Annotated in this window: 12 protein-coding genes; 10 read left to right on the top strand and 2 right to left on the bottom strand. The window is 72.9% G+C overall.

Translation table 11 applies throughout. The annotated features are described in order from the left end of the window. Position 1: 1 nt before the first annotated feature. The 6 genes from HA073_RS10140 to HA073_RS10165 all read left to right on the top strand — a co-directional run bounded on the left by HA073_RS10140 (position 2) and on the right by HA073_RS10165 (position 6,045). Positions 2-1,183 carry a Xaa-Pro peptidase family protein gene (locus HA073_RS10140; RefSeq protein ID WP_166456228.1) on the top strand — a complete coding sequence of 394 codons (1,182 nt, stop codon included), beginning with the start codon at positions 2-4 and terminating at the stop codon, positions 1,181-1,183. Next, positions 1,180-2,016, top strand: coding sequence for an alpha/beta fold hydrolase (locus tag HA073_RS10145; protein ID WP_043323247.1), 837 nt, complete (start codon positions 1,180-1,182; stop codon positions 2,014-2,016). The genes HA073_RS10140 and HA073_RS10145 overlap by 4 nt, the downstream gene beginning before the upstream one ends. Beyond that, the gene (locus HA073_RS10150; RefSeq protein WP_043323248.1) at positions 2,013-2,996 is read left to right on the top strand and encodes an ABC transporter ATP-binding protein; all 984 of its coding nucleotides are present in this window, start codon (positions 2,013-2,015) and stop codon (positions 2,994-2,996) included. Before HA073_RS10145 ends, HA073_RS10150 begins: the two co-directional genes overlap by 4 nt. Continuing rightward, positions 2,980-3,969, top strand: a complete 990-nt coding sequence (locus tag HA073_RS10155) for an ABC transporter ATP-binding protein (RefSeq protein WP_043323250.1) — start codon at positions 2,980-2,982, stop codon at positions 3,967-3,969. Before HA073_RS10150 ends, HA073_RS10155 begins: the two co-directional genes overlap by 17 nt. A gap of 30 nt (positions 3,970-3,999) precedes the next feature. Beyond that, positions 4,000-5,202 carry a dipeptidase gene (locus tag HA073_RS10160; protein ID WP_198033260.1) on the top strand — a complete coding sequence of 401 codons (1,203 nt, stop codon included), beginning with the start codon at positions 4,000-4,002 and terminating at the stop codon, positions 5,200-5,202. Between the two features lie 87 nt (positions 5,203-5,289). Next, positions 5,290-6,045 carry a GntR family transcriptional regulator gene (locus HA073_RS10165; protein WP_064445588.1) on the top strand — a complete coding sequence of 252 codons (756 nt, stop codon included), beginning with the start codon at positions 5,290-5,292 and terminating at the stop codon, positions 6,043-6,045. 67 nt (positions 6,046-6,112) lie between these two features. Here HA073_RS10165 and HA073_RS10170 read toward each other — a convergent pair whose 3' ends face one another. Continuing rightward, positions 6,113-7,480 (bottom strand): PHB depolymerase family esterase, encoded by a 1,368-nt coding sequence (locus HA073_RS10170; RefSeq protein ID WP_082930904.1) that lies wholly within the window; start codon positions 7,478-7,480, stop codon positions 6,113-6,115. Between the two features lie 242 nt (positions 7,481-7,722). On the opposite strand from HA073_RS10170, the gene HA073_RS10175 reads away from it, so the two are divergent. The 4 genes from HA073_RS10175 (at position 7,723) to HA073_RS10190 (ending at position 11,672) form a co-directional block, all read left to right on the top strand. Beyond that, positions 7,723-8,694, top strand: coding sequence for a PaaX family transcriptional regulator C-terminal domain-containing protein (locus HA073_RS10175; protein WP_064445590.1), 972 nt, complete (start codon positions 7,723-7,725; stop codon positions 8,692-8,694). Positions 8,695-8,770: 76 nt separating this feature from the next. Continuing rightward, positions 8,771-10,024, top strand: coding sequence for a cytochrome P450 (locus HA073_RS10180; RefSeq protein ID WP_166456229.1), 1,254 nt, complete (start codon positions 8,771-8,773; stop codon positions 10,022-10,024). Positions 10,025-10,119: 95 nt separating this feature from the next. After that, positions 10,120-10,380: an acyl carrier protein gene (locus HA073_RS10185; protein WP_030499102.1), complete on the top strand. Its 261-nt coding sequence runs from the start codon at positions 10,120-10,122 to the stop codon at positions 10,378-10,380. 53 nt (positions 10,381-10,433) lie between these two features. Beyond that, on the top strand, positions 10,434-11,672 hold the full coding sequence (locus HA073_RS10190; protein ID WP_043323254.1) for a beta-ketoacyl synthase: 1,239 nt from the start codon (positions 10,434-10,436) through the stop codon (positions 11,670-11,672). Positions 11,673-11,680: 8 nt separating this feature from the next. On the opposite strand, the gene HA073_RS10195 is transcribed toward HA073_RS10190, so the two are convergent. Continuing rightward, complete coding sequence (locus HA073_RS10195; RefSeq protein WP_113972976.1) at positions 11,681-13,003, bottom strand: glycosyltransferase family 2 protein; 1,323 nt, start codon at positions 13,001-13,003, stop codon at positions 11,681-11,683.

The raw sequence follows: 13,003 nt of genomic DNA on the forward strand, positions 1-13,003 counted from the left end.
CATGCGACTGCCCGAGAGCTTCTACCACAGCGTCCGTGGCCGGCTCGCCGAGGCGCTCGAACAACGAGGGCTGGACGGGTTCCTGGCCACCTCGCCGGCGGAGGTCGCCTTCCTCAGTGGCTTCTTCTACATCGCCACCGAACGTCCGGTGTACCTCTGGCTGCCGCGGACGGGGGATCCGCTGCTGGTGATCCCGCGCCTCGACGAGGAGTACGCGGCCCAGCAGGGCGTGACGGTCCAGACCGTCACGTACTTCGAGTACCCGGGCGTGGTCACCGCCGAGGAGACGCTCGCCTCGGCGCTGTCCCGTCCGGGCGGTCCGGTCCGCCGTATCGGCGTGGGCGCGGGCCTTTCGGTCGGCGCGTTCCGGGCGCTGTCCCGGGCCATCGGCGGGGCCACGCTGGAGACCACCGACGCGGTCGCCGAGCTGCGGCTGCGCAAGTTCCCCGAGGAGATCCCGTTCCACGAGGCGGCCGCGCGGATCTGCGACGAGATGCTGGCCGCCGGACGGGCCCTGATCGAGGAGGCGCTCGCCGCCGGGCGGCCGCTGCCGCGTGAGGACGAGATCGCCCGGCACGTGATCGGCTTCGGCACCGACCGGATGTACGCCGAGTACGACCTGGTCGTCTACACCACCAAGCTGGCCGGCGGGCTGGTCTACGCCGGCCCGAACTCCGCCCTGCCGCACGGCCTGCCGACCCGTCGGCGGCTCCAGCCGGGCGACACCCTGATCCTCTCCCTCGGCGCGGCGGTGGCCAGCCGGTTCGTGGAGAGCGAGCGGACGTTCGTCATCGGCGAGCCCACCGCCGAGCAGGTGCGCTACTACGAGGCCGACCGGGAGGCGCAGGAGGTGGGCACCCAGGCGATGATCGCCGGGCGTACCTGCGCCGAGGTCAACCGGATCTGCCTGGACGTCCTGCGGGACCGGGGCCTGGGCGACTACATCCGGCACCGGCAGGGCCACGGCATCGGGCTGCAGAACCACGAGGCGCCCTGGGTCGAGGACGGCGACCACACCGTGCTGGCCCCCGGGATGCTGCTGTCCAGCGAGCCCGGCGTCTACGTGCCCGGCCACGCCGGCTACCGCATCTCCGACACGGTCCTGGTACAGGACGACGGCCCGCGCCGGCTCACCCGGTACCCGCGTGACCTGGCGTCCAACATCATCGAGGGGGTCCGATGAGAATCAACGGAGCGGAACTGGTCGTCGAGGCGTTCGGCCCGGTCGACGGCCCGGCGATGATCGTGCACCACGGTGCGCCGGGCCTCGGCTCCCGCCAGGAGCCGAAGCGCTCGTTCGGCCCGTTCGCCGACCGCATGCGGGTCATCGTCTTCGACGCCCGCGGCTCCGGCGAGTCCAGCGACGACGAACCGTTCACCCACGAGCAGTGGGTGGCCGACGTGGACGCCATCCGCGCGCACTTCGGCTACGAGACGATCGTCATGGCCGGCGGCTCGTACGGCGGGTTCATCGCCATGGAGTACGCCATCGCCCACCCGGAGCGGGTCTCCGCGCTGGTGCTGCGGGACACCGCCGCGGACACCGCGCACGACCACCTCGCGGTGGAGCGGGCCCGTAACACCGACCGTTCGGTGATCCCGGAGTGGGTCATCGACCGGATCGGCACCGGCCGGTTCGAGAGCAACGAGCAGTTGCGCGAGTACTGGAAAGCGATCCTGCCGCTCTACGACCACCAGCACGACCCGGCAAAGGACGAGGCGCGGCTGGCCGCCACCCGGTTCCACTACCGCACCCACAACGCCGCCTTCGGGCAGAACATGCCCCGCTACGACCTGAAGCCGAAGCTGCCGTCGATCACGTGCCCGACCCTGGTGACGGTGGGCCGGCACGACTGGCGTACCCCGGTGGCCGCCTCGCAGGTCATCGCGGACCTGGTGCCCCGCGGCGAGCTGGTGGTCTTCGAGTCCTCCGGCCACTCGCCGCAACTGGAGGAGCCGGAGCTGTTCCAGCAGGTGGTGCGGGACTTCCTCAGCCGCGCCGGAGTGCTCCGATGAGCCTGCTGGAGATCGCCGACCTGAAGGTCGCGTTCCCCGGTCCGACCGGGCCGGTCAACGCGGTGAACGGGGTGTCGCTGCGGATCGAGTCGGGGCAGACCCTGGCCATCCTCGGTGAGTCCGGCTCCGGCAAGAGCGTCACCGCGCAGGCGGTGACGGGCATCCTCGACGTGCCGCCGGCGACGGTCAGCGGCTCGGTCCAGCTGCGGGGCAGGGAACTGCTGACCCTGTCACGCAAGCAGCGGGAGCGGGTCAGCGGCGAGGAGATCGGGATGGTCTTCCAGGACGCGATGGCCGCGCTCAACCCGGTCTTCACCGTCGGGCACCAGATCGTGGAGGTGCTGCGGGTCCGGCGGGGCATGTCCCGGGCCGACGCCCGCCGCCGCGCCGTCGAACTGGTCGACCGGGTGCGGATCCCGGCGGCCAAGGACCGGATGCGGGACTATCCGCACCAGTTCTCCGGGGGCATGCGCCAGCGCATCATGATCGCGCTGGCCATCGCCCTGGAACCGGACCTGCTGATCGCGGACGAGCCCACCACCGCGCTGGACGTGACGGTGCAGGCCCAGGTGATGGAGTTGCTCGCGGAGATCCAGCGGGACAGCGGAATGGGCCTGCTGCTGATCACCCACGACCTGGGGGTGGTCGCCGAGGTCGCCGACGACGTGGCGGTGATGTACGCCGGCCGGATCGTCGAACGGGGCACCGTCGAGCAGATCTTCGCCGGTCCGGCGCACCCCTACACCGAGGGGCTGCTCAACTCGATGCCCCGGGTGGACCGGCGCGACGAGCAGCTCTACGCGATTCCCGGCGCTCCGCCCAACCCGGCTCGGCTCCCTGCCGGCTGCCCGTTCCACCTGCGTTGCCCCCGGGCCACCGACGAGTGCCGGGTCGTCCTGCCGCCGCTGCTGGCGCTGCCGGCCGATCGCGCCAGCGCCTGTCACCACCACGAGGAGGTGCTCGATGCCACCCGGCGATGAGGTCGTGCTGCGGGTCGAGAACCTGGTCAAGCACTTCCCGGTCAAGGGACGGGTCCCGTTCACCTCCGGCGGCGTGGTCAAGGCCGTCGACGGTGTCTCCTTCGACCTGCGCCGGGGCGAGACGCTCGGCGTGGTGGGCGAGTCCGGCTGCGGCAAGAGCACGCTGGCCCGCATGCTCGTCGGGCTGGAGCAGCCCACCTCCGGCGCGGTGCGCTTCGGCACGTCAGTGGTGCACCAGGCCAGGGGACGGGAGCTGCGGGCCCTGCGCCGGCGGATCCAGATCGTGCTCCAGGACCCGTACACGTCGCTGAACCCCCGCCGCACGATCCGGGAGATCCTGCTCCAGCCGTTCGAGATCCATCCGGACGTGCTGGACCGCCGGCGCCGGATCGAGCGGATCAAGGAGCTGCTCGACCTGGTCGGTCTCGACCCCGGCCTGCACCTGGACCGCTACCCGCACCAGTTCTCCGGCGGGCAGCGCCAGCGCATCGGCATCGCCCGGGCGCTCGCGCTGAGCCCCGACGTCATCGTCTGCGACGAGCCCGTCTCCGCCCTGGACGTGTCGGTCCAGGCGCAGGTGGTCAACCTCCTGGAGCGGCTCCAGGAGGAACTCGGCGTGGCGTACGTCTTCATCGCCCACGACCTGTCCGTGGTGCGCCACATCTCCGACCGGGTGGCAGTGATGTACCTGGGCAAGCTCGTGGAGACCGGCCCCGAGGTCAGCCTCTACGAGTCGCCCCGGCACCCGTACACCCGGGCGCTGCTGTCGGCGGTGCCGGTGCCGGACCCGGCCGGCCGGCAGGGGCGGCAGCGGATCCTGCTGGCCGGCGACCCGCCCAGTCCGGTGGATCCGCCCTCGGGCTGCCGGTTCCGGACCCGTTGCTGGCAGGCGGCCGACACCTGTGCCACCACCGAACCACCGCTGGCCGCCGGCGCGCATCCGGTCGCCTGCCACTTCCCGCTGGCCGCGTGACGGCCGGCGATCGTCCAAAGGAGAAGCGTCTTGCTGCAAGAACCCGCCCCCCGGTACAAGGGTCACAGGTCGTACTCGTACCTGGAGCCGCACTCGGACTACCGGGTGTTCACGCTGGCCGAGGAGATCGGCCGGGTGCCGGAGCACGACCTCGGCCTGACCGACGCTCAGCGTGCGCGGGTGACGCGGCTGCTCACCGAGCACGCCGCCATCTCGCTGCACGAGCATCCGGTGGTCCTGCCGGCCGACGTCAGCGAGCTGCGGGCCTACAACCGCACCGCCCGCCAGCGCACCGGATACGAGGGGCTGGCGCGCTCCGGCCTGACCGCCGTCTTCGACAACTTCATGGCCGGCGCCTCCTGCGTGACGAGCGAGAACGGCTGGAAGTGGAACGACCTCGTCTACGCCCTCGGGATGCGGATGAGTGACCTCTACAAGCAGGACCACGTCTTCCTGGCCACGTCCCTGGACGACATCCACGCCGCGAAGCGGGACGGCCGGCTGGCCCTGGTCGCGGGCCTGGAGTGCAGCAGCCCGATCGAGAACGAGCTGGACCGGATCGACATCCTCTACGGCTTCGGCGTACGCCAGCTCGGCATCGCGTACAGCCAGGCGAACATGCTCGGCGGGGGCCTGTCGGAGAAGCACGACGGCGGGCTGACGCACTTCGGCCGCCGGGCGGTGGACCGGATGAACAAGCTCGGGATCGCCATCGACATCTCGCACTCCGGCGACCAGACCTGCCTGGATGTCATCGAGGCCAGCCGGGTGCCGGTGTTCATCACCCACGCCGGCGCCCGCTCGGTCTGGGACACCTCCCGGATGAAGCCGGACGAGGTGATCCGGGCCTGCGCCGAGCGGGGTGGCGTGATCGGCATCGAGGCCGCCCCGCACACCACGCTCTCGCAGGCGCACCAGCACCACTCGATCGAGTCGGTGATGGACCACTTCACCTACTGCGTGGACCTGGTCGGCATCGACCACGTCACGTTCGGCCCGGACACCATGTTCGGCGACCACGTGGGGGTGCACGACACCTACGCCGGCAACTACGCCCACGACGCCGGGAACCGTCCGCAGCACCCGCGGGTGGAGTACGTGTCCGGGCTGGAGAATCCGGGCGAGGCGTTCGGGAACATCGTGGGCTGGCTGGTGGCGCACGACTACTCCGACGACGAGATCGCCAAGGTGATCGGCGGCAACACCATCCGGGTACTGGAGCAGGTGTGGTGAGGCCGTGCCGGTGATCGTCCGAGCGGACGTGGACGAACTACACTCCGTACGCCGACGCGGCGGCGGGCAGTGATGAGGTGAGGGCGGATGGCTCGGCGGGAAACCGCGCTACAGGCGGCGCACGGGCGGCTGCGGCAGCTGATCGGCAGCGAGTTCCGGTCGGGTGAGAAGCTGCCCAACGAGCGGGACCTGGCCGATCGTCTGGAGGTCAGCCGCGCGACGGTGCGCGAGGTGCTGGGGCAGCTCGCCGCCGAGGGGGTGGTGACCCGGACCTGGGGGATCGGCACCTTCGTGCACGACGACGCCGAGCGGGTGCCGGTGTCCATCGGTGACGTCACCGCGCTGCGGGACCGGATCACCGCCACGGGTCACCGTCCGACGCTTCAGGACGCGTCGGTCAGCCGGGCGAAGTGCCCGGCCGACTGCGCGCGCGTCCTCGGACTGGAGCCGGGCTCGCCGGTGTGGCGGGTCGACCGGCTCTTCGCCGTGGACGGGGTCCCGGCGGCCTGGATCCGTGATCACCTGCCGCTGCGGTTCGACGGCCGCGACCTCGACCCGTCCGGGCTGCTCAGCATCGACCTGGACATGTTCGAGTTCCTGGCCAGCGCGACCGGCATGCCGGTGCGGCGGGCGGAGATCGAACTCACCGCGGTGCTCGCCGACGACGAGGCCACCGAGCGGCTCGGCGTGGCGGTCGGACATCCGCTGGTCACCGCGACCCAGGTCGGTTACGGGACGGGCGGAGCGGCGCTGTTCCACGGCCACATCACGGTTCGCACCGACGTGTTGACGCTGCGGATCAGCCGCGGCGGGGCTCCGGAACCCGCCCCGCCGGCCGGGTAGCCGGCGGCCCCGCGACGCGGGGTCGCGGGGCCGCCGTCCGGACGTCACCGGGGTCGGGGTACGCCGGTCAGGTGAGCGTGCAGGACTGGCCGTTGAGGGTGAACGAGCTGGGCCGCCCGGCGTTGCCGGTGTGCGTGGCCTGGAAGCCGATGGTGGTCGAGCCGCCGGCCGGGATGGCCGCGTTGTAGGAGACGTTGCGCGCCGTCACCTGGCCCGAGGAGGGGGAGTACGAGGCGTTCCAGCCGGAGGTGATGGTCTGGCCGCCGGGCAGCGTGAACGCCAGCGACCAGCCGTTCACCGCGGTCGAGCCGGTGTTGCTGATGGTGATGTTCTCGGTCAGGCCGTTGTTCCAGGCGTTCAGCTCGATGCGCACCGAGCAGGCGCCGGTGCCGGGCGGCGGCGTGGTCGGTCCCGGCGGCGGGGTGGTGGGGCCGGGCGGGGGCGTGGTCGGCCCCGGCGGCGGAGTGGTCGGTCCCGGCGGGGGCGTGGTCGGCCCGGGCGTGCTGGTCAGGCCGAAGAAGGCGATCGCCGCCGCGGCCATGCCGGACGACGGCAGGCTGTGCCCGGCGCCCTGGATGCTGTACGCCTCGACCTGCACGGTGCCGGTGGAGTCGGCGTAGCGCCGCCGGTTCCAGCCGGACTGCGGCGTGTCGGTGGAGGTGGGGTTCTGGCTGAGCCCGAACACGTTCGTCCACTGCTCGATCGTCTCCTGCAGCAGCGAGTACGGCACGAGCGTGTCGTTGGTGCCGTGCCACAGCTGCACGCGGGGACGCGGCCCGGTGTAGCCGGGGTACGCCTGGCGGACCGCGTCACCCCACTGCTGCGGGGTGCGGTTCATGTTCCCGCCGGTGCACTGGCTGGACCCGGGCGGGTAGTCGGAGGCGCCGGCGAAGCAGTTGAACGGCACCCCCATGAACGCCGCGCCCGCCTTGAAGACGTCCGGGTAGAGCGCCAGCATGTGGTTGGTCATCATGCCGCCGGACGAGCTGCCGGTGGCGTAGACCCGGTCCGGGTCGGCGCCGTACTGCTGCTGCACGTAGCGGACCATCGAGATGAGCGACACCGGGTCACTGCCGCCGCCGCGGCGCTTGGCCGCGTCGGACCAGGTGTCGAAGCAGTTGCCGAACCCGGCCTGCTGGGTCGCGCTGGGATAGATCACGATGAAGCCGTACCGGTCGGCCAGCCCGGCGAACTCGCTGCCGGAGTAGAAGCCGGGGCCGGAACCGCCGCAGCCGTGCATGGCCACCACCGTGGCCGGCCGGGACGGGCGGTTGTCCGGCACGTAGACGTGCATGCGCATGCGCCCGGGGTTGTCGCCGAAGCTGGTCACCTCGGCCAGTGACGCCGCGTACGCGGGTTGCACGGTGGGGATCACCAGGCCGGCCGCCACCAGCGACGCGGCCAGGGCCACCACCATCTTGGCTCTGATTCTCACGGAGACTCCTTCGATCGCCTGTGTGCAGGCGGGAATGAGCGGTCACGCGCCGCGCCGGCCGCCCGGACGGCAGCGGTGTCGCGCCTCGCTCACGGAATGTGGCTTGCCCGGCCCGGCTCCGCGCTCATATGGCACATAGTGTTCCCGTCGGGCGGTGAACTGTCAATCGAAGCACGCCGATACGCTGCGGCGGCGTTCGTCTAGAGTCGATGCTCCGTCCCTGAGCCGAGCCCGGAGCGCGTGTGCCAAGCCCGTTCGACATCGAGGAGATCTACCCGGACGAGGCGCCCACGCCACGGCTGCCCCGGCGGCAGGCCGGCACCTCGCCGCAGAGCGTGGCGGTGACCCTCCTGGCCGACTACACGCTGCGTACCCGGGCCCCGCTGCCGTCCGCCGCGATCGTCGAGCTGCTCGCCGAGACCGGGGTGACGAGCGCCGGCGCGCGTACCGCGATCAGCCGGCTGGCCCGGCGCGGCGTGCTGGAGGGCAGCCGGCAGGGCCGCAACAGCTTCTACCGGCTCAGTCGTGGCGCCGCCGCCGACCTCTCCGCCGGCGGGAGCTGGATCGTCGCCTCCACCGCCGACACGCAGGCGTGGGACGGGTGCTGGACGGTGGTCGCGTTCTCGCTGCCGCAGGACCGCGGCACGCAGCGCCGCGCCCTGCGCGGGCAACTGCGCTGGCTCGGCTTCGCGCCGCTGTACGACGGGCTGTGGATCTCCCCGTACGAGCTGGCGGAGCCGGCCCGGTCGCGACTGGCGCAGCTCGCGCCCGGCGCGGTCACCGTGTTCCGGGGCCGGCAGGACGCGCTCGACGTGACCGGCCAGCGCGCCCCCGTCGACGCCTGGGACATCGCTGCGATCAGCGCCCAGTACGAGGATTTCCTGCGCCGGTGGACCCCGCTGGCGTCCCGGCTGGAGTCGGTCGACGGTCCGGCGGCGGTGCGGGCCCGCACCGAGGTGATGGACACCTACCGGCGGTTCCCCACGCTCGACCCGCGGCTGCCGCTGGAGCTGCTTCCGGCCGGATGGCTGCGCCGGCCGGCCCGGGACCTGTTCACCGCCGTCTACGACGGACTGGCCGAACCCGCGCAACGGCACGTGCGGGCGGTAGTCGCGCGGTTCGCCGATCCGGTGCCGCCCGGCATCCAGGCGCACACGACCGCCGACATGCTCGCCGGCGTACGCGAGGACGCCTGCGGGGCGGGCCCGGACTGACCGCCGGACGTCCCGTGGACACATCGGCGCCGGTGAGTCTATGGTCACGGGAATGCGGTGACCGCGAGGAGTGGCCATGAGCGTCCGCGTCTCCCTCGACGAGCTGCTCGGCGACGAGGTGCGGCGCGACCCGTACCCCTTCTACGCCCGGCTGCACGAGGCGGGGGAGGCGGCCCGGCTGCGGCCGGGCGACCCGCACGCGCTCGTCGTGCACGGCTACGAAGCGGTCAACCGGGTGCTGCGCGACCCGGTGTTCCGGGTGCTCGGCGCCGACTACCTGGACCGGGCCGGCGTCCGCTGGCGCCAGCACCAGGTGACCCGGATCCTGCAGTCGTCCATGCTCAACGCCGCCGAACGCGACCACCTCCGGGTCCGGCACCTGTTCTCCCAGGCGCTCACCCCGCGCCGGGTCGCCGCGCTGGAACCGGCCATCGGGCGCATCGCCGACGACCTGCTCGACCGGCTCGCCGAGGCGGGCGCGGACGGCCGGCCCGTCGACTTCATGGCGCGCTTCGCGCTGCGGCTGCCCAGCGACGTCATCGGCGAGCTGCTGGGCGTGCCGGAGGAGGACCGGGAGTGGTTCCCGCCCCGGGTCCGCGCGTTCGACGCGGTGCTGGAGATCGGCCGCCGGTCCATGCGCGAGGTCCGGGCCGCCAACGTCGCGGCGGCGGAGCTGACCGCGTACTTCACCGACCTGGTCGCCGCGCGCCGGGCGACCCCGCGTGACGACTTCGTCTCCGCGCTGCTGCGCGGCCTGGACGACGAACCCGGCCGGCTGACCGCCGAAGAGCTGCTCGCCAACCTGATCATCATGTACAACGCCGGGTTCCGGACCACCGCGAACCTGCTCGGCAACGGGCTGGTGCTGCTCACCGAACGGCCGGACGCGCGGGCCGCGCTGCGCGCCGACCCGTCGCTGGCGGCGTCCTACGTGGAGGAGATCCTGCGGTACGAGCCGCCGGTGCACTTCGCGGTCCGGTACGCCGCGGTGGACACCGAGGTCGCCGGCCTGCCGGTGCCGGCCGGGCGGACGGTGGTCGTGCTGACCGGCGCGGCGAACCGGGATCCGCGCCGCTTCCCCGACCCGGACCGGTTCGACCCGTCCCGCGCCGACAACCGGCACCTGGCGTTCAGCGCCGGGCCGCACTACTGCTTCGGGGCGACGCTGGCCCGGGCCGAGGGGCGGCTGGTGCTGCCCCGCCTGCTGGACCGCTTCCCGGCGCTGACCGCCGAACCGGGGCCGCGCCGCGCGCTGATGCTGCGCGGGTACGACCGGCTGCCGGTACGGCTGACCGATCGGGTGCCTTGTCAAACCAACCTGATCGAGTAAGGTCGATGCTACGCGGAGTGTCCGCTCCGCGCCTCACAGGTTCCGTCGAGCAGGTCGAGCGCGCCGCCAGGCACCGTGGAAGGGAAACACCGGACATGACCGATGAGATCCGCGCGTTCCTCCTCGCCGCACTGACCGAGATGAAGTACGACGTCGGCGACGTCGACGACGACACCGTCTTCGGCCCGGCCGGGCTCGACGTGGACTCCCTCGGCCTGGCCGAGCTCGCGGTGCGGGTGGAGGACCGGTTCGGGGTCGCGTTCGACGACGACGAGGCGGAGGAGCTGGCGATGATGACAGTCGGCGAGTTCAGCCGCGCGGTCGCGGCGCGGATCGCCCCGGCCTCGGCGCACTGACCGATGCCAGGGCACGGCACCCGGCCGCGTCACGCCCCGGCGCGCCGGTTCCGGTGAGCGTGCGCGAACGGGTCACGGTCACCGGCATCGGGCTCGTCAGCCCGGTCGGCGCGACCGCCGCCGAGGTGTTCGACGCGGTCTGCGACGGCCGCTCCGGGCTCACCCGGCCGCCGCACGACCATCCGCTGCACGGCGTCGTCGACGTCGCCGCGTTCGCCCCGGCGATCGATCCGGCCACCGTGCTGCCCGGCCCGGAGTCCCGCGTCGTGGACCGGTCGATAGTCATGGTGCTGCGCGCGGCCGAGGACGCGCTCGCCGACGCCGGACTGCGGATCGGCCACGACGTCGACAGCTACCGGGTGGCGGTCGTCGTCTCCGGCGTCGGCGGACTGTCCACGCTGGAGGAACAGGTGCTCGCCCGCGCCGGGCGCGGACGGTTCGGGGTCAGCCCGTACATGCTGCCCGGCACGCTGCCCAACATGGGCGCGGCCCGGATCGCGATCAAGTTCGGCATCCACGGCTACACCTCGTCGATCGGCACGGCGTGCGCGGCCGGCGCGCAGTCGATCGGCGAGGCGCTGCGCATCCTGCGCGCCGGCGACGCGGACGTGGTGCTCGCCGGATGCGCCGAGGCGCCGCTGTTCCCGACGTTCGCCGACGCGTTCGGCAACGCCCGGGCGCTCGCCCGCGGCTGGGCCGACCCGGCCGCCGCGAGCCGCCCCTTCGACCGCCGCCGCAACGGGCTCGTCCTCGGCGAGGGCGCCGGGGTGTTCGTGCTGGAACGCGCCGCGCACGCCGCCGCGCGCGGCGCCCGCCGGCACGCCGACGTGCTCGGCTGGGGCGCCACCAACGACGCCCACCATCCGACCACGCCGCGTCCGGACGGCGCCGGCGCGGCCCGGTGCATGCGCCTGGCCGTCCGCGACGCCGGTCTGGAGCCCGCCGACATCGGGTACGTCAACGCGCACGGCACCAGCACCCGGGCCGGGGACGCCGCCGAGCTGGCCGCGCTCGCCGACGTCTACGGCGCGGAAGCGCCGCCGCTGAGTTCGACGAAGGGCGTCACCGGGCACATGCTCGGCGTCTCCGGCGTGATCGAGGCGGCGATCGCGGTCGAGGCGCTGCGCCGCGGCCTGCTGCCGCCCACCCGCAACCTGGACGAGCCGGAGCGCGACGGCGAGGTCGACCACATCCGTGGGCGGGCACGCGCGACGACGGTGGACGCGGTGCTGTCGAACTCGTTCGGCTTCGGCGGCCACAACGTCAGCCTCGTCCTGGCGCGGCCCGCCTGAGCGGCGGGTCAGCGGAGCGTGATCACCGTGGCCGCGTCGTACGCGGCGACGGCGACGCTGAAGTGCGGGCGCAGCATGTCGGCCACGTAGTCCAGGTCGGCGACGAGCGGCACCGGCAGCAGAGCGCGCTGGTCCAGGCCGGTACGGGTGGCGACCAGCTCGATCCGGTCGGCCTTGAGCAGCCCCCGGGTGAGGAACGCCGGCAGGTCCTCGGGGAGCAGGCAGCGCCACATGTCGACGTTGACGATCAGGTCCAGCGCGCCGGCCTTGAACTGCTGGAGCACGGTGCCGAGCAGGTGGGAGTTCGTCCCGCCGACCGGCGCGTCGTGGTCGAACGTGTGCGACCCGGGGCCCAGGTCGAGCGCGGACACGCCGTTGCCGACGACCAGCGCGGCGCTCGTGGCCAGCTCGTCGCGCAGCGACCCGGGCAGCACGTCCGGCCGGCCCAGCCCACCGGAGCGGTACGCCTCGATCGCCGCGCCGTAGAGCCGGATCCGGCCCAGGTGCCGGCCGAACGTGTTGATCCCGTACAGCACCTCGACGTCGTAGCGCAGGTGCTTGCGCAGCAGGTACTTCATGTTGTCCATCGAGGCGATCCCGTTGGACGTCTTGCGGAAGTGCGGGAGGTGGTAGGAGAGCGCGTCGACGTCCAGCCGGAACAGCTCCGGCGGGGCGCCGTGCAGATGGAACACCCGGTAGAAGAACTCCAGGTCCTCGAAGCCCCACTTGACCATCGCCTCGTCGAAGCCACCGACCCGCCGGAACGACTCGTGGTCCACCGACGCGTTGTGGGTCAGGCCCAGCACCCAGGGCGCGCTCGGGAAGTCGCCCATCCGCTGCGGGAGGGCGATGTCCTCCAGCCGCGGGTCGCCGCGCTCGGCGTCCAGCATCGCCGGCACGACCGGCTCGCCGCGGCGCAGCGCGTCCGCGCCGGCCCAGTCCAGGTCGTACCGCTGGCCGAGCAGCACCCCGGGACGGCCGGCGCGCCCGGCGTGGAAGTCGCGGTGCCGCTTGAGCAGCGTGGGGTGCGCCACCGTGTCGGCGTCCAGGAACATCAGCGTGGCCGCGCGGGCCCGGGCCGCCGCCGCGTTGCGGTTGGCGCTGCGCCCCCGGTTCCGGTCGCTGCGCACGTACTCGATCCGCAGCCGGCCCCGGTACGCGTCCACCACCGGGCCCAGCGCGACGGCCGACCCGTCGTCGCCGACGACGACCTCGAAGTCGGCGGCCGGCAGCGTCTGCCGGGTCAGCGAGCGCAGCGTGGTGTCGAGCGCGGACGGGTTCTCGTGCGCGGGCACCACCACGCTCAGGCTGGGCCGGTCCGCTGTGGGCAT

It is taken from the genome of Micromonospora sp. CMU55-4 (genome assembly GCF_011602315.1).
GTDB classification, from domain to species: domain Bacteria; phylum Actinomycetota; class Actinomycetes; order Mycobacteriales; family Micromonosporaceae; genus Micromonospora; species Micromonospora chalcea.